The sequence below is a fragment of the Shewanella sp. SM95 genome, assembly GCF_025653595.1.
In the GTDB taxonomy this organism is placed as follows: Bacteria; Pseudomonadota; Gammaproteobacteria; order Enterobacterales; family Shewanellaceae; genus Shewanella; species Shewanella oncorhynchi.
In genome coordinates this window covers 16603-38243 of the sequence record NZ_JAKKSE010000033.1, presented here as the reverse complement: position 1 = coordinate 38243, position 21641 = coordinate 16603, and the positions used below count along the sequence as shown (strand labels likewise).

Sequence of the window (21641 nt, the reverse complement as noted above, 5' to 3'; positions counted from 1 at the left end):
AATATTACCTATAGTGCCAATCATCCCTATTAAAATGTCATTAACATCAACTTTAGAACGCTTATTTATTTCATCGAAATCGATTTTAGAAATGTATTGAACATCGTCATAATTGATGTACCCATTTTTAACATTTTTTGATGTAACCAAGGGAAATCCGTTTTGTTGGTACTTCGGTGATGCATGAGTACCATCCCTCACGTCGCAAATATCTTCTAAAACTTTCTCCTCCCACTCCCCACTAAACCCCTTAAAGCGAATCTCCGGCACTTTGTTTTTAACACTCATCTTATTCGCCTTTCAATAAGTTAGTGAGTTCACTCAAGCCTTGTAGGTCAAACTCATTTCCGGTAAGTTGGCCCATCATGTCGGCCAATTCTTGCTCGGTGGTCTCTATCTCATTCGCTACTTGCGAATAAGTCACCGCGTATTTATCGGCAAGGGCTTGCACTTTACTGGTGAGCTGAGTAATCACGGCGCTTGGCATGGCGGCGAGTTCAAGACTTAATGGCGCTATCCATTTTAAGTGCAGCAATTCGTTTACTTGATCAATGGTTAAGCCTTCGATAGTGGTTTTAGTTTTTAAGTGCAGGGCGATTTGGGCTTCCTTGACCGCTTTTTTCAGGGCTTTTTCTTCATCAATGAGTTTATTGGTCGCCATTATCTTGGCTTCGTAGCTTTCCTGCTCAAATTTAACTTTGCTGTCTTTCTGTTCTTTCAAGAAGGCTTTGGCCGCCTTGGCCACTTCGGCATTGGCAAAGCCGTCTTTGCTTTCTTTTACGGTGTCTTGCTCTTTGTCTTCTTCAGAAAGGGATTCGAGGATTTCTTCCAGCGTGCTGGCAATTTCGACAAGGCGGTTTTCTTGTTTATCCAATGCGGTTAAATCATCACTTAGGTGCGTTTGTTGTACTAAATCAAACGGCAATACATGGCCTTTGTAGCCGTCTTGTACTTCGGTGTCTTTACCGTCTTTTTTCTTGATAACAATATTTTGGTCAACTTGTTTCGTGGCGGCAAAGCCTTCGGTGTGCATCATCTCTAAATCGGCGCTAATCACTTGCCATTGGTTGTTTAAAAATTGGTAGGCTTGGTATTTGTCGATTAGGGCAATAGGTGCCAAACGGGTGAATAGCTCGGTACTTAATTCAGGCTCTTGCTGGTTGCGGTTAACACTTTCCCAGTTTTGGATCAGATGGGTGTGCAAGTAGTCATCAAAGCTGCTGTTGCCACTCACACCATGACTGCCGCCATCAAACGCTTGGTTGTAAGTGTTAATAAACTCGATGACTTGCGGGTGCTGGGTAATGGTGGCGTTGACCGCGTCTTTAGTAATGGCTAACTCGCTGTATGCGCTGGAGGTTGGCGTAAACAAAGCGGCGTGCAATTGTGGCAGGGTTTGCCAGTAGTGTTTTAGTTCGGCAATTTCGCTATTGGGAATGCCGCCTAGCATGGTGGCGCGTAAATCCCAGCTTGGCGTGGCCTTAGAGGAATCGACATAACGGGGTATGTTGAGATTGTAGCCGTTGTCGCGCAGGGTTTGTTTGCTGACCAGCTGCGAGAATGAATCGTTGTTTTCGCGGTGAATGACCGCATCCACAATGCGCTTGATGTCACTGGCTTGCAGTTTGTTGTTTTTGCCTTCTTTTAAAAAGTGTTTAGAGGCATCCACCACTAATACATCGGTATTTTGTCTTTTTTGTTTTAATACCAAAATCACGGTAGGAATACCGGTACCAAAAAAGATATTAGCGGGTAAGCCGATAATGGCATCAATATGATTTTGCTCAATGAGCTGGGTGCGAATTTTCCCTTCTTCACCACCACGAAACAGTACGCCGTGGGGCAATACAATGGTCATAATGCCATCGGGTTTTAGGTGGTAAAGGTCGTGCAGCAAAAAGGCAAAATCGGCTTTGGTTTTAGGCGCTAAGCCAAAACGGGAATAGCGCGGGTCGCTGTCTTTAAAGCTGGGGTCCCACTGTTGCGAATAAGGCGGGTTAGAGACGACCGCATCCACATACAGGGCGTGGTAAGAGCCTTGCGGGTCGTTTTCATCAAAATATGGCCAATCGTCTTCTAAGGTATCGCCATTACGGGTTTTGATGTTGCTAGCTTTAATCCCGCGCATGATGAGGTTCATACGGGTGAGGTTGTAGGTGTTGGCTTTTAGCTCTTGGGCATAATAGGTAATGCTGTCTTTACTTTTGGCGTATTTTTCGACCGCTTCACCAATGTTGATCAGTAGCGAGCCAGAGCCTGAGGTTGGGTCGTAAATTTCGATGGTGTCTTTGTGTTTTAATTCGTGGGCAATAATGTGCGACATCAGTACCGAGACTTCATGGGGCGTGTAAAACTCACCGGCTTTTTTACCGGCATTGGCGGCAAATTTTTCAATCAGGTATTCGTAAATGTAGCCCAGTACGTCATAGCCTTGCTGGCTATTCATGGGGATACTTTTGATGAGATGCAGTAAATCGCTGATGGCTTTAGTACGTTTGCCCGCGCTTTCACCGAGTTTACTTAGCCCCGTTTCTAGGGTGGCGAAAATGCCTTCAAACAATTTTTTGTGGGTAGGTGAAATTAAGCGACTAAAGGCCGAAAGTGCATCGCGCACGTTGGACTCGTCAAAGTCGAAGCTAGAGTCAACCCAGGTAGAAAACAAATTATCGTAAGCGATGAAATAGCCTAAGTTGTCTTGAATGTATTTGACCGTGTCGGCGTCTGCTTCGTTTAGGGCTTTAATGTCTTCAGGTGTCATTTCCTCTTTGGTGACAAACTGCACTAATTGGTCACTGAGGTATTTGTAAAAAATAAAGCCTAAGATGTAATCTTTGTATTCGTTAGCTTCGATTTTAGAACGCATCTGGTTGGCGGATTCCCAGATTTTGGCGGCTAGTTGTTGTTTGTTCATGTTTGCTCTAAATAGTCAGAATGAGTGAGGTCGCAATATGTTTAAAGGACATAAAGCACGTATCAAAATTGGGGGGTTGCGAGTTAAACACCATGGGTTTAACAAAATCATTAAAGCGTTGCCTGAAGAGTGGGTTGCTTTCTATCTCCTGTAAGCCAAGGCGTAACTCATTAGCTGGGTCCATGACGAATTCGGCATGTTGGTTGCCAAAGCGAGCAATATCTTCTGCTAATATGGCGAGAAAAAGGGGCGCAAGTAATTCATTATCAAGGGCCTGTGCTGCATGAATACAGTGTACGTCGTAAATATGTCTAACTAAGGTGACGTCATCGTTTCGGGCTGCATCACGCTTAACAGACATTGTGCGGCGTAACATGGAAAGCACTTTCTCTACCAAGGTGGTATTTACTGATACGCAGATGAATACGTTCACTTCTTGTGGCAGCTTATAAAGCTCTGCGACTAACGATTGGATGCCCCGCGTTTCCAGCGCAAGCAGTGGAATGGTTTCCATCAGTTCTAACTTGATGATTGGGCGTAGACAAGGAGCCTGGCTAAATTGTTGCGGATATTTAAGCTCATATTCCACATAGCGATATTCATCCTGAACTAATCTAGCTTCGATAGAAAATTTGTTCGATGCAATAATCGCTGTTTCAATTTGTACTGCTAACGCTTTACGATACTGTTTTTTCCTGCCGCGACTAAGGTGTTGAAATTGCGGCGTCGGGATCAGCTTTATGTCCACGTCTTCAGACATTCGAAGTATTTTAACATTGGACTTCGCCAGTGCGGTACCGCCGGAAAACACCATTTGATGAGTTTCAAACGTTAACTGTTCAAGCTCAGAAAGTAGAGCAACCACCCAATAATCTTTTTCAATAATGGCGGGGTTTCCGAGCGCTAATGCATCGGAAACCTCTAAGAACTGTTGTTTCAGTTTTTTCATGATCTACTTGCTGGCGTCAACAGTCTGTTACCAACAACCAATTTGCGATTGAACTGTTTTTGATCCCATGAGTAATGAACGGATGAGGGGATTTGGGTGTTTTTACCGGAAAGACTTTCTAAGGACAGATTATCTATCTCGAAATCGATGTCTTTCATTTTTAATATTTCACGCATAAGTGCATCGCTACCACCTGGACAGGTAGGCATTAAACGTCCTGTCAGACTATTTATTCGCGCTTTCGTGTATAAGCCATAGCCAAGCTTCATTATCTCGCCTCTATCCATTAACTGGTTAAGCGATCGGCCAATCTGGTCATAGCTAGCAATGCCGTCAAAGTCTTTGCGTTCGAAAACGTAGCGTCTAGAACGCTTTATCTTTTGAAAGATACTGTCAACAGCAGCCATTTAAACCTCCTTACTCTACAATAGCGCGAGTATAGCTTAACGTGAGGATAATAGGAATAAATGCGGCATTGCATCAAGATTTAATGCTGCAGCAGGATTTAATTAAGCTAATGATTGATAAGTTTTAATTTATATTAAATTGGTACCCACCTATATGCCTCTGCCATTCTCACCTAGTCTGCAATGCAACAGCGTTCATCCATGAAAATGAATTATTCCGACCCAAACTCGCTCAACTTGGCTACTTTAGCAATGGTAGAACGACTGCATTTAAGCAGACTCTGCACCTGTGGCGAGCTTTTCCCTTCATCGAGTAGTAACCGAATATTTTGCCTTAATCCATGGTCAGGCTGACGCCCAAGATACTTGCCTAAGGTTTTGGCCTTTTCGGTGCCTTGCGTTTGTCCATCTATCTATTAGATAACAATCTCACTTTCTGAGGATATTCATTACTAATGGTAATGCTAAAATCGAATTTTAGAGCCTAAGCACTAAATGATTTATGTCCAGAAGTAAGCCACAAGGAGTATGAAAGTTATTCCTCTCCAACACGAACATCCTTCGAAATATCTTATTTTTTCTCGGTCTGACTGCCCGCCACACGGTTGGCAGCTAGAGCTTGGGATAATATCTCCCGTTCACGCTCTGATTGAGATAGATCTAATTTCACCTGATTCAGTTGTTTTTCGACGCTAATAAGCTCAGCTTGGAGGCTTCCGAGTTGGTTTGCTTGCTGACGATAACTATTGAGATCTGTATTAAGTCTTTGCGTATCACGCTCAAATGCCAACTTTTCTGCATTAACCTCGGCTAGTTTTGCTCGAGAGTCTGCTAATTCATTGCGCACCGATACTAAGGTTGCCGTTAAATTTTCCGCAGTCTTACCTAGCTTGGCTTCTGTAGCCTTTAATTCTGTTCGGTCCTGCGTCAATCGCTCAAGGTTCGCTGTGGTGTATGAGATCTGGTCTTGCTGCTTTGATAGTGTGGCCTGCAGAGTTGCAATGGTGGCCTTCGCTTGCTCTAACTCTCGCTGTTCTAGTTCACGCTTCGCAACATCGATGCTGAGTAATTTAATTTGCTCTCGAGATGCCCTTAATTCGGTCTCTGCTTGTGCAACGCGCCCATTCGCTGCGTCTACTAATGCTTCTGCTTTTAATACTTCGGCTTTTGCGTGATTTCTTGCGTCATCAATGGCCTTTTCGCTGGTGGCCTTTAACTCTCGCAGTTGTTGCTCTATCAGGCTTACAGCAGATTGGGCCTTTTCGACCTTGGCTGCGGTGCTGGTTTCAATCTCCGCAACTTGAGCCGCCGTAGTATTCAAGACGCTTTCTAACTTATCTTCACTGTCACTTAACAGCGATAGCGTTTCATCAAGGTTTCGCGTCAACTGGGCAACTTGCTCGGTCAGCGATTCGTTACGACGGTCAATCATGAGCAACAGTTCTTGAGACAGCAACTTAGCTACGGCAAGGCTTCCAACCTCTTCCGCGATAGCATTTTTTCTATGCTCAAGATTATTTTTGTACTCAATCAAGAACCCTTGGATCGACGATGTTCTGCCCTGCAGATGAACGCTCAAGTTACGTGTCGTTGGCTCGACACCGTTTTTAAGCATTTCATTCGCGAGCTTAGTCACTTCCTCAAGAGTTGCCTTCGGTTTCACTGCCAATTGTTCCATTTGCTTGCCTCAAACATCTTCAAAGTTAATGACTTACATCGATAAATCCCAGTGTAGCCAGTTATTCAACACTCTGCAATGGAAACGATGTTTTTACGGAAACATCGTTTCCCGTTTCCCGTGGTGATTTGCGTCATTCATGTCTTGTATGGTGCTGATATAGAAGGGTAAATCCTGAAATTTGCCAGAATCGGCCGCCGTAATAGAATGTTCCTACATCAACTGAATGGGACAGAAAAAATGACCGAACTAGCAACTACGCCAACTGCACCGCGCAACCATGCAGAGGTCGCTATGTACCACTACTATCTGACCAATGCCGTGTTGACGACGAGCCCCAACGAGCAAGTCATTGGTGATGTGTTGGGGATGGGGGAAGATGACTTTGTGATGGAGCTGTTTGCGCTGTCTGAAGCGTTTTGGCTAAAAGGTGAAGATCTCTATGCCGAGGGTAAAGCGTTCTCAGGGCTTGCGGTATTCGACGTTGTGGCTGAGCTGGCTGAGTTCTTCTGGGGGTATGTAGAGCATACTGGAGAAATGCCTGACCTTGATGCGTTCAAGCTGGATATTGACCGAGTGTTTGAGACTTACACGCGATAAATCACCTGTCTAATACTCTTCAAAACAGTGAGGCCTACAACCCCGATGGTAGTAGGCCCAACTTCCAAGCAGTAGTTTCTAACCCTGTAATGGAGTGCTTATCTTTTTAATATTTGTTCCCTCCATGTATTCTTTACGCAAAAAATCATCTTCGGGATTTTCGATGTTTCAATAATTAGCTATACTGTATTAATGTACAGTATTTGTGATTTGTCCTATGAACGTCATCATTAGTTTGGCATCGGCAGGCATACACGGCTTTGAGAGTCCAGCCGCTGGATACCAAGAGAAGGCGCTAAGCCTCAATAATCTTATTGTCTCACACCCATCAGCAACGGTATTTGCAGAGGTTACCGACGACGCTATGACGGGTCTTGGGCTATTTACCGGAGATCTACTTGTCGTTGATAAGTCATTGACTGCGACGCGGGGAGATGTCGTTTTGGCGCTGGTGCACGGCGAAACCGTTTGTCGGCAGCTAGACGATGACCATGACCATCATCAACTTCATGCCAATACCAATGCTCATTATTCCGAAATATCAGTCACAGACGGGATAGAGATTCAGGGCGTGGCCATTTGTGCAGTGCGCTTTCATCGACGCAAGCGCGATCCTCTAGTGTTGAAAAGCCTCGATGACCTTCTGGTTGAATCGACGTTTGTGGGTCGTGCAAGAGGGGAGTCTATGACGGGGGTGGGCATCCACTCCGGTGACATCCTGATAGTGTCACGTCAACTAACTCCAAGTTCCGGCGATGTCATCATAGCCATGTATAACGAGGAATTTGTTTGTAAAGTCTTAGATCTATCCAATAGCAGGTTGTTATCGGCTAATGACGATTTTGAGCCGGTATCAATTAGGCTTGATGACCGCTTCTGGTGCGAAGGGGTCGTGCCAGCATCCATTAGATTATTGAAACAACCGAGTTTATTGGTATGAGCAGCATAATAGCGTTATGCGATGGGAATAAGTTTTACAGCTCATGCGAACAGATTTTTAACCCGCAGTATCGTGGTAAGCCTCTAATTGTGGTCTCGAACAATGACGGCATGACAGTGACGTTAAGCCCTGAAGCGGCTGCGTTGGGGCTTAAAAAATTCACGCCTTACTTTCAAGTTGCTGAGTTCTGTAGGGCGAATGGCGTGGTTGTTTGCTCGAGCAATTACGCCTTGTATTCAGAAATCAGCTCTCAGTTTATGAAAGTCGCATCGAGAGAGTGTTTTTCGTATTTTCCCTATTCGATAGACGAGATTTTTGCTGAATTTGGGAATGATGACACACCACAGAACCTCTCAATATTAGGCCGCAAGCTCAGGCACGATGTCTGGCGCGAGGTCCGATTGCCTATTGGTGTCGGGCTAGGGGATACCTTAACGCTGGCGAAAGCCGCAAATCATGCAGCGAAGCGCTTAGGCTATCGCGGTGTTTGCGTGATTAAAGCGCACAATCGTGAAGCCATTTTAGGTGCAATGTTGACTACCGAGGTGTGGGGTGTAGGAAAAAGAATTGGCCAGAGGCTAAATTCGATGGGGATTCATACTGCGCTGCAGTTGGCCCAAATGAAGACTAAGACCGCGAGGAAAATGTTTGGCGTTAACATCGAAAGAACAATTTTCGAATTGAATGGGACAAAGGCGTTTAACTGGGACGATATGCCCGTTAATAAGCGACAGATATTCTCCACACGCTCAGTTGGCCAGCGAATAACGACGATAGCGGGGTTAAAAGAGGCGTTGTCATTCCATGCGTGTGAAGCGGCTCGAAAGCTAAGGGGTCAAAAATCGGTAGCACGTTGCTTGGTATTTTTTGCTCAAACATCCGCGTATGACAAGCATGGTGTTAGTGGTTTCAGTCGGACAATTCATTTACCAGCTCCCACCAGTGACAGCATGATTATCAGTCAGCAAATTACCTCTGCGGTTGAGTCATTTTATGCCGCAGTGCCGTACTATCGCGTTGGGGTAGGGCTATTAGATATAGAACCAGGCTTGCAGCTCGATATGTTCAACGACAACCTGGGAAAACCAGCGTTGATGTCAGTCATGGACAGATTAAACGAGCAAATGGGCAAAGGTGCCGTGTTCGTCGCTGCCAATGGCATTGAGAAAAAATGGCAGATGCGGCGAGCGTTCTTGAGTCCATCTTATCTAACAAATTGGAATGAAATTCCAACCATTCACTGTTAGCAACGTAGTAAAATTTGCCTCATTTAAAGCTTGTGTGATGATTACTCTCAACGAATTTAGGAGAGCATCATGCGGTTAAAATCAGATTTAGAGTTGCAAATTGAGTCTTTGGCCAAAGATTATCGAAAAAAAGATAAACGGCTATCCTGGGAGACTTGTAAGAAGAGAGCGAAAGAAGCACTCCGTAGATTTAACCGGGTGAAGCCATGCGGGGAATAGACCTATTTGCTGGAGCTGGGGGGAATACAACCGGCGGAAAGATGGCTGGACTACGCATGTTGTGGGCGGCTAATCACAACCCGTTAGTAGTTAAATATCATGAGCTAAATCATCCAGAGGTCGCACATAAGTGTCAAGATCTGCATCAAGCAGACTGGTCGTTAGTACCAGAACACGATATTTTGCTTGCTTCCCCTTGTTGTCAGGGACACAGTCGAGCAGCGGGAAAGAAGAAATCCAGCAAGAAGGCAGATTTGAGTCGGTCAACTGCTTGGGCCGTTGTGAGTTGCCTAGAGGTGCATAGGACCCCAATAGCTGTGATTGAAAATGTGGCAGATTTCCTGAGTTGGGAGCTTTTTGGTGCGTGGGAATATGCGATGCGGTCATTGGGATATTCTCTATCGTTTAACCATGTAAACGCAAGCCGCTTGGGAGTGCCACAGAATCGCGAGCGTCTATTTATCGTAGCCACTAGAACAACGAAACCGATCGTTCTAGAACTGCCAGAAAAAGGGCCAATAGCAGCTAGAAGTTTTATAGACATGGACATGCATGCGTACAAGTGGGACCATATTTCTAATCGTGTGTTAGCAACACAGAAAAGAGTCACTAATGGACGGAAACAGTTTGGTGAGGTGTTTCTTGATGCTGCTTATGGAAGCGCTAGGTCTGGACGTTCGATTGACAACCCCATAGGCACTATTACCACGATCAACAAGCATAGTCTTGTCATTGGCGATTTAATTCGGCCATTGAGTCTTAGAGAGCTAGCAGCAGCACAAACCTTTGATGAATGTTATCAGTGGCCGGCATCTGCTACGGCAACAAAAATGATGATTGGCAACGCTGTTCCGCCGGTCATGGCAAAAGAAGTTATAAGCGCTGTTTTAAAAGCTGCGTAATTAGCTGGGCAGATAAAGTAACAGATAGATTTTGAGTTTTCATTGAAAATCTACTGGAAATAGAGCGACTAAAGTGCTGTGGTATCATTCCACCAAATTTAAATGCTTGTAGTAAGGATCACCTATGAAAAGTATAAAAGTTATGATCTTAAACATCCTATTACTAGGAGTGGCGATAATCTTGTCAACAGTATTTGACCAACACCAAGCGGCACTATGGTTTGTATTTGCAAGTTTAATTATGGCAACACTCAACATCGGTAAACGAACATAGTTCAACGCGAAATAATTCAGATAAATCTTTTGAGGTGTTCATGTACAAGGCAGTATTTTTAGGTCTTTATATCGTGGCTTCAATCCTGTGCGGGTTTACCTTCCACGACTTAATAGGATGCGAAAATGCGTTGTTGGGCTCAATTGTTGGGTTTGCCTTAGGCAGTGTAGCTTTCTTCTTTGCGTTTAAGCCTGCTTCAGAATTGATATTTTCAAGTGGCCGGCAATAGAATTAGATGTTAGTTCAGTATTACTCTTCGAAGGAATATCTCGAAGTGAATTCTGACATGATAGCAATGTTGTTCGTAGGGTTTACTGCAACTGCCGCACAGGTACTCACTGCTTCTCGATAAAGTTTTGCGCCAACACGCCTAACGCCTTCGTAGTTAAACAATAGATCTGGAATACGGTCTGCAATTGATGAACCCCGCGGCACCATCAGTAAGCTAGGCAGTTTGCTGTAAGGGCAAATCAACATATAACGGTAACTTGGGTCGGCATGTGCATTGTCAGGGATAATTTCGAAAGCGCTTGCATTACCACCGTTTGTATATTCGTTGTAGAAATCTTCGAGCGCTTTTGGTTTGTTGGCCATCAAGACGTAAGGTCCATTGATTGTTTGAAGTAGGTATTCAAGCTCTATCCCAATGCCAAGGATTCGCTTTAGCTGAAATAAGGAGGCTGGTGGCAATGTTGCAGCGCTTCCGAGATACCAATTAAGTTCTTTTAGAGTAATGCTGCATAGCTTGGCAATATCAACCATCTTGCCTGGCCAATTTGCGAGAAGCATTTTTATCAGTTCTGCAGTGTTATCGCTGTGTTCATATTCGTCATCATCGCTCAGTTCGATATAGTCAGCGTTCGTGCCGCTCATTAACCACATGAAGTTGTCAATTGAATCTCTCTTGAAATAGCGAGGCCCGGATTCTGGTAGCGACTTTTCCCACGACGACAACCAATCCCCAGTTTGCCAATCGAGTTCGGTGTCATTTAGTGGTGCGCTCAAGGGCTGTATTGGTTGCTGCAGCCATTGCATAATTTTCAATGCCTCTTTACCGCTGTGGTAACTTGGTGCGATTCTTACATCTTTCAGATGATCATCTTTCGCAAAACGGCATAAGGTATCAAAAGGTGTTTCTTGCGGTTGGGGCGGAGCCGAACTCGCTGTCATGGAGATATATTGCGCACTTTCTTGCGCAGACCTTAGTGAGCCTGGGTGTGATCTATCATTAGGCGCAGTAACTTGCAGTTCTACGCCAAGTGGTTGCAGTGCTTCGGCAAGTAACGGGCAAGCTGCATGTAGATACTTGTTTACGCGCACAATATCAGGCAAGCCCCTTAACCCTTTGGCGTGCTCCCAAGCATTGGCCAAAAATCCTTTAATTGCAATTGGCGCGTCAATTGGTGCAAATGTCATCCAGCGAATGGGTAGGCCTGCGACTGTGAGACCGTAAAGTAAAATAGGGCTTAGTTGGTAACGCTTGGCGTCACTGACCGTCATTGGGTCAAGGAGTTTAACGATACCGTGCTTGGGATGAGCAAAAAGGTATTTCGCCGTTGCTACATAGAGATGATGAATACGCGGTTCTTTTTGCATCGAATAAAACTCCAGATTGAATTGGTTTCACTCTACGTGCGATCCGGTAATAGCTGCTCATAGATAATGATTATCAACGTGCTTAAATGTTAATGTTTGAAAGTTGTCGCCAGAAATATACCCCAGATAACACTACTACAAAGAGTAACATTACCAATAAGCACAGTGCCATGATAGAGCTGAGCAAATTCAAAAGAGTGGTGTAACTGAGTGGCAGGGCTCCAATCACAAAACACAGGCAGTACAGAGCAATATAGCTGTTATTCAGATCAAACTTGCTTGGAACGGCATTAGCCACGACTGAAGAAGTGAAATACATCCAGATTCCAAACCGCAACGGTTCATCAACGGCGAAATTATAAAGTGCAGACCAGTCAATGGTGGCTGGCGCCTGGAATAACCAATTAAGTATGCACACAACAGCAAATCCGCCGAAAAGCGGGGCTATTCCGACGAATAAACGTAACACAGGGCTAATTAATGATGGTCGGTACTGGTACTGCACGAAGCCAAGTGTGCCGTCAGGCTGTGGTGAGAAAAAGGATATTTTGGTAATAGTAAACCGAACCAGAATTGCAGTAAGAGCATGACTGAGTTCATGGACAATTACACCCGGGGCAGCATAAAGACGAAACAACAAACCACGCCCAATGGTGGAAAATACCCTGTCGCGCAATAGTGACAGTAGCGTTAGGGCTATCCCTAAACTGAATACTGCTAGCCAGCCTTCATTTGCCATAAGTGGTTATTTAAGGTTAATAAATACTATCAGATATTTCCATTTCCCTAATGCTGTATGCATGGGCGATGTCGGCGCGTTCAACGGCGTTTTTCGCATCGGCCTCAAGGCGCTCAACCATCAGTTCTAATGTTTCCATTTGCTTGGCACGGCGTAAGCGCAATACATAGGTTTTCACTGTGTCACTAGCACTATTGAAGTTGAACATCTCACGTAACATTGTTTAGTCCCGAGCAAAAGATTTCCAAATGTAATTCTGGGGAAGACATTAACACCAAATGATAATTCCCAATATAACCGATGCCAAAATAATTCAATTTAGACCATCATGCAAACTAGGGGGAAGGAATAAGCAAGAGCACGGAGTACACCTGATAATTCCGTTAAACTCTGACGCGCTTATTCTGGCGTTTCCTTGGATATAACTTGTTTAACTCGCTTCACCGTCGAGGTGCGATTGAGTGTTAATCTGGCGATTTTCTCTTGAGTGAGATTGCCTGCCTCCAACAGATCAATCACATATTGATACTGCTTGCGCCATTCCTCGCCACCGACTTTGATGGTTCCCTTGGGGCGCCCAAAACTGCTGCCGCTTTGAATCGTCTGGCGAATCCCTTTACGCACAGCATCTAATCGCTTGGGTTCGTAACGCCAACGCCCTGTGGCAATAAAGCGCTCGTCCTTATCGAAGGGGGCTTAGTCATTGGCTACGCGTGTGAATGCGGCCTTAAGCTGCTTCAATGCTGACGCATCGAGGCTCAGATATTCTTGATGCTTTCCTATCTCTCTCTTTGATAGCCGGTATCGATACAATACATACTGCTCCAGATAACCGCCGTAAGGGATTAACCGCAATACTTTGGTGGAGATGTCCTGGTTAAAGTGGGCTTTCATCTCTGACATGACTTCAGCTAACCTTACGTTCACTTCACGACGTGTCCGGCCCACCTTATAAATGACTTCACCACTGTCTAGGGTTAACTCAAATAAATAGGTGGTAGCCATCATCAGCTGCTGTTGGCGCCAAGCCTCAATCTCAAAGTGTGCTCGATGTAGTTCGTTGTTAGCCACTAACTGCGATTTTCTATGTATCCGGGCTGTGAGTTGGCGGCGAAACCAGTTGCTGAATTTACTCAGCGATAGTTGGCCGGTGATGATTAACGCGGCATCGGTCAGTCGATATTTACCCGTGTAACTGTCGGTCTCAATAAGATTGTGCTTTAACAGATCACGAACATGCTTAGGTTCATACCAAAATACTTCCCCAGGATGGGCTTCGGCGTAATTCTGTAAGACATTAACAAGGAAATCAGGCGCGCAAAGGTGAAAGTGATCCCAGCCTGGTATTTGTGGCAGCTGTTGCAGTGACTCATGGCAGGTTTCGCCGTCATGTCGAAAGTGATGAATATTGACTAGCCCCTTTGCGGCGATCAACGGCACGGCACAAAAGGGGCAGGAGAGGTCGGTTTTACCACTATTTACCACATCGATAGCGATTAACTCTCCGTCTGTGGCTTTTCCGAGTGTTAAAAAGGCATTGGAAGTCATACTTAATTGACCCTGTTAAATGTCGAATAAATGTAGCTCAAATAAGTATGGGGAAGAACGTAAGTTATATCAACCGGTCAGGTCATCAGGTCATCAGGGCGGCTAGGGTATTCTAATCTCAATTCAATGGCTAAAGTCGATTATTTGCAAAATCTGCCATAATCTTGTCGTCACTAAGATTATCTAAATTTCTCTTCCACTTTCTCAAATATGGCCATCGCCACTTTATTGAGCACTATTAATTATCTATCCAGATACTCAAGAGGTAGGGGTGTACACCTATCTTTGTTAGCCCACATCATTGCATGATGGTCTAAATGAGGTTACAGTAAGACAACAACAAAAATACTTTAAGGTGATAGCTTTGTGTATCATATCGGATAGCTATGAAGTGATCCAATCCTCATTGCGGGAGCTCAATCACCTGCTTGATTCGAATACCCCTATCCGTGCCAGCGTGACACCTGTACCGCCCGTCATAAAATCGGCTGAGAAAGTGCGCGAGCCGGTGACGGTGATTTCGGTACGCGAAACACTGGGTCTTGCAGCAGTAACGAAAGCCAAACTCGCTTACGGTGATTTACACATTCATCCTGATTACTCGCAGCGCTCAGCTCGTAGAACGCCTGGGGTGCTTTGGTACTCCACATCGCCGTTAGTCACTCACAAAGTTATGGATGTCATTGCCCGGATTAACTTGGCTAAAGCGGCCATCGAGAAGGAAATCACCACCAAGTACAGCGCCCGTGCAGACAGATTTGAGAAACTACGAGAGGTTTGCCCTGGTGTCATGGCGTTACATCTCTATCGCCAAATCCGATGCTTTGACGAACCCATGACCTCGGCGCGGCTCAGCTGGTTATGCAAGGATGTGGTGTCGAAGGTCGATAAAGACAAATTGCTACAGCAACTGAACGCGGATATTAAGCGCCTTGGCGATGAATGCCCAAGTCAGCTATTGCTGTTAAAGCAGAACATCTTGAACACCCCCGAAGCGATGATTCGGGCGCGTCGGGATATTCAGCCGCAGCCCGTGGCCAATCTCATGATTAACGGGAAGGTGAAAACGGTTACCGCTACGATGCCGCTTATTGTATTGCAAAGTGAGCCGTTAGAGATCAAGCCACTCACTACGTTTGACGCTTCAGTTAAGCGCGGTACTCGTGCCGATAAGCAAGCAGCTACGCCACTGGGCTCCTTTAATGGCTCCAGCTATGAAGCAAGGAATTAAAGACCGCAAACGGAGAGTAATTAGGTCAATTTTTGCGTAATTCCCATGACGTAATACAGTGCGTAAAGCAATGTAATTTGAAGGCTTATGAATGAACAGTTACGAAGAGCAGCTTAAATCCGTCTTTCACACATCGCAGATGCACTTGTATATGACTTGTGCTGAGTCAGACCGATTTGTGCCAATGCAACGCCGCAATGAGATCCTGATAAAAAGGTTAAAGCCTTTTGTGGATGACAAGTCATACCGTGAAATCAAGAGTCATATTAAGCGTGTTATCCAGCTTGGTCGCAAAGGGCAGGATATGGAGGCCTGCATCAATCAAATGCTATCAGTAATCAATAGCTCCAGCGTGAAATACGATAGGATGATGGCGTTGGCTGAATGGTTAGTTACTACGATTGAGGTTATCGAAACGCCGATTCAATTCCGAACCAGCGAGCAACCAGTAACAGTGGACCACAATGTCTGTGAGATCCGCTTTAATCGCTTAGAGATTGAAAATTGCTTTAATGAAGACGGCCAACAAATTGCTCCGATGATAATTAACTATCGCTACACTTCAGAGGACAATTTAATTGCACTTAAGAAGGTGTTTAACTCAGATTATCAATTGATTGAATGTATGGTGTTAACAAACAACACTGCCAACTTATTTATCATCGATAGCGCTCATTGGTTGGATGCTCAATAGTGCTCAAATAGCTGAAAGGAACTCTCGGTATGATTCAATTACCCTCTCTCACCTTACATGATGTTGTACGCAACTTATCCGGCTTAGGCTTCTTTTGGGCGTTGTGGATGATATTCCCTTATCGACATAATCACGCAATACCTCTACTTCGGTCTGGTGCCGCTATCGCTTTGATGGCGGCTGGGTTGTATAGGCTAAGTGATACAGGGCTTGTTGAGTTTAACACCCCTGCATTTCTGGCGCTGGCCACATTACTGGTCACTACTAAAATGGATAATACCAATACATTTCCGGCGATGGTTATTCAGAACGTGTTTCTTGGTAGCACGTTAATTTCGTTATTTATTTATGGCATTGGAACCGTAGTTATCACCTGCACTTCGGCTGCGATTTTCTTGTATATCCTCAACAAAGCAATGCCGGAAGACATTCACAATTAATATAGCGAGTGATATTGTCCATCCGTGTACTGCATTGGACGTAACTCTATGAATCCTTTTATCCTGCCAAACAGAGCCCTTAACGCGAGCGAGCTGTTTAATCAACGAGTCCTGAACGACCCCTCTACGTCGAAATGGGTTAGGGAACAGTGGGGGAACCTGTCGAAGCGTGATGTTGTTGATGCGCTGAATGACTTGGAAATTCTACAGTTGATGCTGACCAAAAAATTGCATGGACTAAGCCAATGATTATCGCGAATAAAATTGGCTGACTCATACCCGCAGAGCTCAACGTTGAGACTCCGAAATACTGGGATGTTAAGCCTTATGATGAACCAAACACCCGTAGAATATGGAAAACCTATAGAAATGTCAGGTATTTACAGACGTAAAAGCCGCGGAAGCATTGGTGCTTTCCTTCCTGAACCACTTTAATCGCTGGCAATACCTGCAAGGAAATGAAAATTGAAGATAAATCTCAGAGAGCTTAATGCTCTTCAACCCGCCCCTCTCAGCGATGCGGTTTTAGTAAACCTAACTGAATTAGCATTGGCAAGAGGCTGGGTTATCGATAAGGGCCACATTACCTATGAAACGGTGCCATACGACCTTATTGTTGGACACGAACAAGGGATGATTCCTTCGGTTTCCTGGGGAAACCTGTTAAATGGCCACCATACTTCTATGGGGCATTATTTGGGGATTTTAGAAGATAGCCCAAATTTTTTTACAGACCAATTTTGGCCCAAAGTAGGCGTTACACTCGCAAAGCTGGAAGGTAAGTATTACTTGGTTGGTGGTAAACACCGAGTCACTATCAATTACTTCCTCCGCCATTTCAACCCCGAGACATTCAACCATTCAATCGTGATCCCGAATGTCAAAGTCCAGCATTACACACTTAAATAAAATGAGGCAGCAACATGCAAATCGGCCAAAAATATATAGCGGTGTCTCCAGCTACATCCTTCGATGACGTTGATGGCAGTTTAGTGGAATTTCCCGAGAAACGGCTCCAATTAGAGGTACTTCCAAAGCCAGAGAAAGTGCTGGTGGATGACGGTGAAATCTCCACGATTGAGTCCCTACCAGCACACCTAAAGTCGGAAGATTGGTATTTTGTTCGCAATTTAGACACGGGCCGTAGGCATTGGTTTACACCGCTTGACTATAAGTTGACGTTACTTGAATAAATCATAGAGTCATCGATACCGATACTTGCCTTTAGGTGGATGTGGAGCTTGAGCCGCAATCTCCGATTTTCTTTTCACACTTAGATGGTCATTACACTTAGGGCAGTAGTTGAGTAACGCACTGCCTTCAAAGTCCAACTGACAAAAAACGCAGCGATATATAGCGACTACGTTCAACCTGTCCATTTTGGCAATCTGCTCTTTAATCCGATCACGGGTAGTCTTGGTTTGTTCCAGAACTTGTTGCTGTTCCTGAACAGCTGGAGCTTTAGTCTGTTGATGCTCAAACCACGCATTGCGCCTTGGATTGTAAATCCAAGGCTTGCCCTTAATGGACGTTTCAAGCCATTCGCGCAGTAGTGTTTGAGCTGATTTTAGTTTGTAAAACTCATTAAATATCTTTGAGAAAGGAATCAAATCAAGTCCTAGTACCGCCGTGTGCTGATCTCTTGAGAGGTTGTTATATATCGGCGCAGGGCGACCAGGATGGCTAATGTATAGGCATAGCTTGCGACCTGAGACTGTAAAGATTAAGTCAAACATAATATCCTGCTCATAAATATCAAGCGTTATGTTCTTGGGTTCCACCGTGATTAGAAAACTTTTGGTAATGACGTGCTTTTGGCCGTGATGGTCAATCTCGAGAGGTGGCAACATTAACAAGCCTGTCCCCTGTAGCAGCTGCTTCAGCATGTAGCGTACTGAGACATAAAACGAGTATTTGCAGGCCTCTATCTCTTCCTTACTCGCACCTTTGGAGTCATGGGCAAAGTGGGACGCATTAACGTCACCCTGCCGTGCGATTAAGGCAATACCGCATGATGGGCAAGTACAATCACAGGACTTACCCCGCGTTGCGTCATCTGCATCTATATACACGCCATCATTACGAAGGCCGAAGGGGATTAGATTCATAAGGTAAGCTACTTACAAAGTTTTAAGCCTTCTTGAAGGATCGGTCCGATATTAACGCGGGATACACCCATTTCATCCTGAACTTGTCGAAGAGTTTTATTTTCCTTTTTAGCTATTGCCTTTTGGTATTCCAATAAAGAACTATCCTCTTTCCAAATTGGCTCAATAGCATCATAACCCTTGCTTTGGGCAACACCGTTTACCGCATATTCTTTATCATTTGCGATAAAAAACACGGCCTGTTCGTAGCAGCCAAGTTCTCCGCTTTCGACAGTAAACGGCCAACTTTCCCCATAACTACTTTGATGAATTTCTTTAGCGTTTAAAGTTGGGCTCAATGCAAGTAGTGAGATAATAATCGCTTTCTTCACAGTTCACTTCCCTGTTTTAAATTGTTTAACTTACTGATATTAAGTCAATAATTGTCAGGTTCATATAGAAATGCAGGTAGAATCAGACTACCGTCTTTCTGCCAACATCTTGGCCATCGCACTTTCCTTTGCCTTAATGTCTTTGCCGTACCGCAATACCATCATTGGGCTTTTCCAACGGCCGTTCTCTTGGATTTGGGCTATCGAATAGCCTGCGGCAAGTAAGTCCTGTGCGGCGCCAATCCTGGCACTATGCCCAGACCAAGCAGAATGAAGGTCGATTGCTAAGCTCTCGAATGCCCACAGAAATACTCGGTCCACTGTACGGGTGTTCATCGGCTTGGCTTGAACCGAGACTTTATTGCTCCGGCCAATCGGCTGAAACAAGTAGTCTTCCTTAGTCAGCCCAGCACCTTGGATGTACCGCTGAATCAATTTGAAGCCTAGCGGCGTAATGTTCACAACCTCTTCTTCACCCGAGTCATTGGTTTTGGTGTAAGGCACTGACAACACATAATCGCCTTCAAAGGTGGACTTGAGATGGCCCACTTTGATCCGAAGCAGCTCGGATTCACGAAGCAACGATTCATAGGCGATGTTCAGCAACGCCAAATTGCGCTTGTCTAATAACCTCTCACTTTCGCCATACGATTCTATGAGCATCTGCAGGTGATGAAGTCTAAAAGGCGTTGCCTGCTCTTGCGCTAAGCCGCCTGACTCGAGCTTTACTATTCTGATTTCATTCTGCTTGTCTTGCACGGTCTTACTGCTCACAGGGGACAGCAAACCACACTCCACATGGAAACTGTTAATCGCCCAAGCATATTGAGATAAGGTAGTGTATGACGACGCCTGGTGGTACTCAATAAATGTGGCCACTACCTCGGGGCTCGCAGGCAACGGGGTAAGGTTATTTGTAAGACACCAACTTTCAAACTTAGCCCACCGGCTCATTAGTGCTCGCCATGTATTAGCCCTGCGGGTACGGTGGCCATTCTCAAGAAAGTGCTTGAGTTTTGCCTGAGTAATCTCCCGAATGCGGAGCTTGTCTGCATCGGTTAAGTGAGCCAGAGGCTTTGACAATAGCGCCTGTAGCTCGTCAGTAGAGCGCTGATAGCTGTCTTTTAACGAATCGTTAAGCGTTGACGGAGGTTCGCCGTAGGACAGTGCAACGCTGTGATTATTCGTGGTTAACAAGCTCACCTAATGCCTCCCTGTCTGCTGAAAAAGCGGGGTGTTCGTCCTTGTAAAAACTCAGTAATTCATCAATCGCAGCATCCACGGATTTGGCGCCAATCGTATCCTTGAAAAGAACTAGCTTGTCGTATTGGGTCTTGCTGATCACAGGTCGAGTCGTTTTTTGAAGCCGCTCGATTTGAGAGATGCGCCGACGTACCAGCTTCCAACCTGAATCCGAGAAAATGGAATTAATACAGACATTCAATGAATGCAGCGCGGTTTCCTGTGGTAACGGCTTGGATTTGGTGGGTTCGGTTTCTCGCATTAACTGACGGAATGTCACAGTGAGGGTCGGAGTGCCATTTAAGAACTGCGAAGTAAACCACTCGGTTTTCTCTATCTGGTTGTAAGTGTTACCGATCATGCGCGAGAGTAAATCACGTACTTGTGGGCTTGCAGCTTCACTTGCCGCTAACAGTCTTAATGTGCGTCCCTTGGGTCGCGAACTGACGTCAGAGGGGAGGGCGTGATACGTCCAAGCTGGGCCTAATGAGTCAGATTTGAGTGGGGAGGTAGTGTCATTCATTTTAGTATGGCGTCTCTACACTAATAATTATGTTTTTAGTATAAAGACACACACTAACTAAATCAAACAAGTTTAGTTAGATTTCTGAGCTGCCTACCCATTGAGGTAATACACCGTAAAGTAGATACGCATTCCATGCTTGACCACCTGCCAATGCATCACAGTCCAGCGCTTCAAGGCTGTCATGAGTCCATCCTCCTTGCGGCGCAGGTACTATAGTTATTTGTGTGCCATCTAAGTCCTGAATTTGGAGATCACATTCAACAAGTGCCCCTGTCAAAAAATCTGGTTCATTCGGGCTTGATGGGCGGGTGATGATGCCAGAGACGATTTTTGATAGCTGTTGGCTCACCACCTTCCAGACCAGTGGATTGCTTTGCAAGGCACTAACAATCTTATTCAGCATAGGGATGGCCCCTTGAAGAAGAGCTAATTCAACCGAGTTAATCGGTTCGAAGTCGCCAGACTTGATAGCCTCGATGTCCTCGACGTAGAAATTGGCACCATCCTCAATACCGTTACCTTGGCCAAGGTTAATGCCGTAGGTGAACACGATGGGGGCATGGTCGCTATCGGTCAGCACCTCGGCATTGACCATGACTGCGAGTTCCAGTTTAACCAGCGGGTTAGGCGTATCGACGTAAAAGCTGTATTCCTGATAGTAGCTATCCGCGTCGCCGTTGTCCTCTAGGAACGGCAGGGGAGCTAACAAACTGGTCGCTTGGTCAAGGTAAATACTTGGGCTAATTTGCATCTTATTTCTCTCAGTTATTAATGTAAGATCATCATTGCATAGGTTCAATTTCTGGCAAATTTTGAGTAAATTCTACAGGATTTTAATATTACAAACTTGCTTCAATCATGCCGTAACGGGCATTGCTTCACCGCTAAGGCCAAACCGTTTAATCCCCGCGCTAATGCTATACCTGCTCCATTGCTTGCCGTTTGTATCCCAGAAAGCGACGCAGCCGGAGGGTGAGCACTCTATAAACGCAATCTCGCATGGCTCGGCAAATGTGGCA

General features: G+C 45.1%; 24 protein-coding genes and 1 pseudogene. 9 read left to right on the top strand and 16 right to left on the bottom strand.

The window, feature by feature from the left end:
• From L5M29_RS22170 to L5M29_RS22150, 6 genes and pseudogenes are all read right to left on the bottom strand, one after another.
• A partial coding sequence (locus L5M29_RS22170; RefSeq protein ID WP_263170121.1) for a restriction endonuclease subunit S occupies positions 1 to 288 on the bottom strand: 288 nt, incomplete at its 3' end.
• Position 289: 1 nt separating this feature from the next.
• A complete protein-coding gene (locus tag L5M29_RS22165) occupies positions 290 to 2911 on the bottom strand; it encodes a type I restriction-modification system subunit M (RefSeq protein WP_263170120.1) in 2622 nt (873 codons plus the stop codon).
• A gap of 7 nt (positions 2912 to 2918) precedes the next feature.
• Positions 2919 to 3860 (bottom strand): nucleotidyl transferase AbiEii/AbiGii toxin family protein, encoded by a 942-nt coding sequence (locus tag L5M29_RS22160; RefSeq protein WP_263170117.1) that lies wholly within the window; start codon positions 3858 to 3860, stop codon positions 2919 to 2921.
• Positions 3857 to 4267: a DUF6088 family protein gene (locus L5M29_RS22155; protein WP_263170114.1), complete on the bottom strand. Its 411-nt coding sequence runs from the start codon at positions 4265 to 4267 to the stop codon at positions 3857 to 3859. The genes L5M29_RS22160 and L5M29_RS22155 overlap by 4 nt, the downstream gene beginning before the upstream one ends.
• A gap of 212 nt (positions 4268 to 4479) precedes the next feature.
• Positions 4480 to 4671: pseudogene (locus tag L5M29_RS23765) on the bottom strand (resolvase); the annotation flags it as partial.
• Between the two features lie 167 nt (positions 4672 to 4838).
• Positions 4839 to 5945 (bottom strand): hypothetical protein, encoded by a 1107-nt coding sequence (locus tag L5M29_RS22150; RefSeq protein WP_263170113.1) that lies wholly within the window; start codon positions 5943 to 5945, stop codon positions 4839 to 4841.
• Between the two features lie 240 nt (positions 5946 to 6185).
• Here L5M29_RS22150 and L5M29_RS22145 point away from each other — a divergent pair, with 240 nt between their 5' ends.
• From L5M29_RS22145 to L5M29_RS22130, 4 genes are all read left to right on the top strand, one after another.
• The gene (locus L5M29_RS22145) at positions 6186 to 6545 is read left to right on the top strand and encodes a hypothetical protein (RefSeq protein ID WP_011711511.1); all 360 of its coding nucleotides are present in this window, start codon (positions 6186 to 6188) and stop codon (positions 6543 to 6545) included.
• A gap of 205 nt (positions 6546 to 6750) precedes the next feature.
• The gene (locus tag L5M29_RS22140) at positions 6751 to 7485 is read left to right on the top strand and encodes a S24 family peptidase (protein WP_011711510.1); all 735 of its coding nucleotides are present in this window, start codon (positions 6751 to 6753) and stop codon (positions 7483 to 7485) included.
• Complete coding sequence (locus L5M29_RS22135; protein WP_263170092.1) at positions 7482 to 8732, top strand: Y-family DNA polymerase; 1251 nt, start codon at positions 7482 to 7484, stop codon at positions 8730 to 8732. The genes L5M29_RS22140 and L5M29_RS22135 overlap by 4 nt, the downstream gene beginning before the upstream one ends.
• Before the next feature lie 206 nt (positions 8733 to 8938).
• On the top strand, positions 8939 to 9853 hold the full coding sequence (locus L5M29_RS22130) for a DNA cytosine methyltransferase (protein ID WP_259483838.1): 915 nt from the start codon (positions 8939 to 8941) through the stop codon (positions 9851 to 9853).
• Between the two features lie 523 nt (positions 9854 to 10376).
• Here L5M29_RS22130 and L5M29_RS22125 read toward each other — a convergent pair.
• From L5M29_RS22125 to L5M29_RS22105, 5 genes are all read right to left on the bottom strand, one after another.
• Positions 10377 to 11723, bottom strand: a complete 1347-nt coding sequence (locus L5M29_RS22125) for a hypothetical protein (RefSeq protein WP_088212916.1) — start codon at positions 11721 to 11723, stop codon at positions 10377 to 10379.
• Positions 11724 to 11805: 82 nt separating this feature from the next.
• Positions 11806 to 12462, bottom strand: a complete 657-nt coding sequence (locus L5M29_RS22120) for a hypothetical protein (RefSeq protein WP_088212917.1) — start codon at positions 12460 to 12462, stop codon at positions 11806 to 11808.
• Positions 12463 to 12478: 16 nt separating this feature from the next.
• On the bottom strand, positions 12479 to 12682 hold the full coding sequence (locus L5M29_RS22115; protein WP_259483837.1) for a hypothetical protein: 204 nt from the start codon (positions 12680 to 12682) through the stop codon (positions 12479 to 12481).
• A 179-nt stretch (positions 12683 to 12861) separates the two neighbouring features.
• Positions 12862 to 13086, bottom strand: coding sequence for a hypothetical protein (locus L5M29_RS22110; protein ID WP_263170087.1), 225 nt, complete (start codon positions 13084 to 13086; stop codon positions 12862 to 12864).
• A 72-nt stretch (positions 13087 to 13158) separates the two neighbouring features.
• Positions 13159 to 14010, bottom strand: coding sequence for a GIY-YIG nuclease family protein (locus L5M29_RS22105; protein ID WP_263170086.1), 852 nt, complete (start codon positions 14008 to 14010; stop codon positions 13159 to 13161).
• A gap of 355 nt (positions 14011 to 14365) precedes the next feature.
• Here L5M29_RS22105 and L5M29_RS22100 point away from each other — a divergent pair, with 355 nt between their 5' ends.
• From L5M29_RS22100 to L5M29_RS22080, 5 genes are all read left to right on the top strand, one after another.
• On the top strand, positions 14366 to 15241 hold the full coding sequence (locus L5M29_RS22100) for a DNA replication terminus site-binding protein (RefSeq protein WP_263149230.1): 876 nt from the start codon (positions 14366 to 14368) through the stop codon (positions 15239 to 15241).
• Between the two features lie 91 nt (positions 15242 to 15332).
• Positions 15333 to 15935 (top strand): DUF2913 family protein, encoded by a 603-nt coding sequence (locus L5M29_RS22095; RefSeq protein WP_263149229.1) that lies wholly within the window; start codon positions 15333 to 15335, stop codon positions 15933 to 15935.
• A 29-nt stretch (positions 15936 to 15964) separates the two neighbouring features.
• Positions 15965 to 16375: a hypothetical protein gene (locus tag L5M29_RS22090; RefSeq protein WP_263149226.1), complete on the top strand. Its 411-nt coding sequence runs from the start codon at positions 15965 to 15967 to the stop codon at positions 16373 to 16375.
• A 465-nt stretch (positions 16376 to 16840) separates the two neighbouring features.
• Complete coding sequence (locus L5M29_RS22085) at positions 16841 to 17284, top strand: hypothetical protein (protein ID WP_263170084.1); 444 nt, start codon at positions 16841 to 16843, stop codon at positions 17282 to 17284.
• Positions 17285 to 17298: 14 nt separating this feature from the next.
• Positions 17299 to 17568 (top strand): hypothetical protein, encoded by a 270-nt coding sequence (locus L5M29_RS22080; protein WP_263170082.1) that lies wholly within the window; start codon positions 17299 to 17301, stop codon positions 17566 to 17568.
• Between the two features lie 9 nt (positions 17569 to 17577).
• Here L5M29_RS22080 and L5M29_RS22075 read toward each other — a convergent pair whose 3' ends face one another.
• From L5M29_RS22075 to L5M29_RS22055, 5 genes are all read right to left on the bottom strand, one after another.
• Positions 17578 to 18483, bottom strand: a complete 906-nt coding sequence (locus L5M29_RS22075) for a hypothetical protein (protein ID WP_263170080.1) — start codon at positions 18481 to 18483, stop codon at positions 17578 to 17580.
• An 8-nt stretch (positions 18484 to 18491) separates the two neighbouring features.
• Complete coding sequence (locus tag L5M29_RS22070) at positions 18492 to 18854, bottom strand: DUF2511 domain-containing protein (RefSeq protein WP_011918395.1); 363 nt, start codon at positions 18852 to 18854, stop codon at positions 18492 to 18494.
• An 87-nt stretch (positions 18855 to 18941) separates the two neighbouring features.
• Positions 18942 to 19640 carry a tyrosine-type recombinase/integrase gene (locus L5M29_RS22065; RefSeq protein WP_263170079.1) on the bottom strand — a complete coding sequence of 233 codons (699 nt, stop codon included), beginning with the start codon at positions 19638 to 19640 and terminating at the stop codon, positions 18942 to 18944.
• Positions 19641 to 20034: 394 nt separating this feature from the next.
• Complete coding sequence (locus L5M29_RS22060) at positions 20035 to 20619, bottom strand: hypothetical protein (protein ID WP_263170076.1); 585 nt, start codon at positions 20617 to 20619, stop codon at positions 20035 to 20037.
• Between the two features lie 76 nt (positions 20620 to 20695).
• Positions 20696 to 21373 (bottom strand): hypothetical protein, encoded by a 678-nt coding sequence (locus L5M29_RS22055; protein ID WP_259560947.1) that lies wholly within the window; start codon positions 21371 to 21373, stop codon positions 20696 to 20698.
• Between the last annotated feature and the right edge of the window lie 268 nt (positions 21374 to 21641).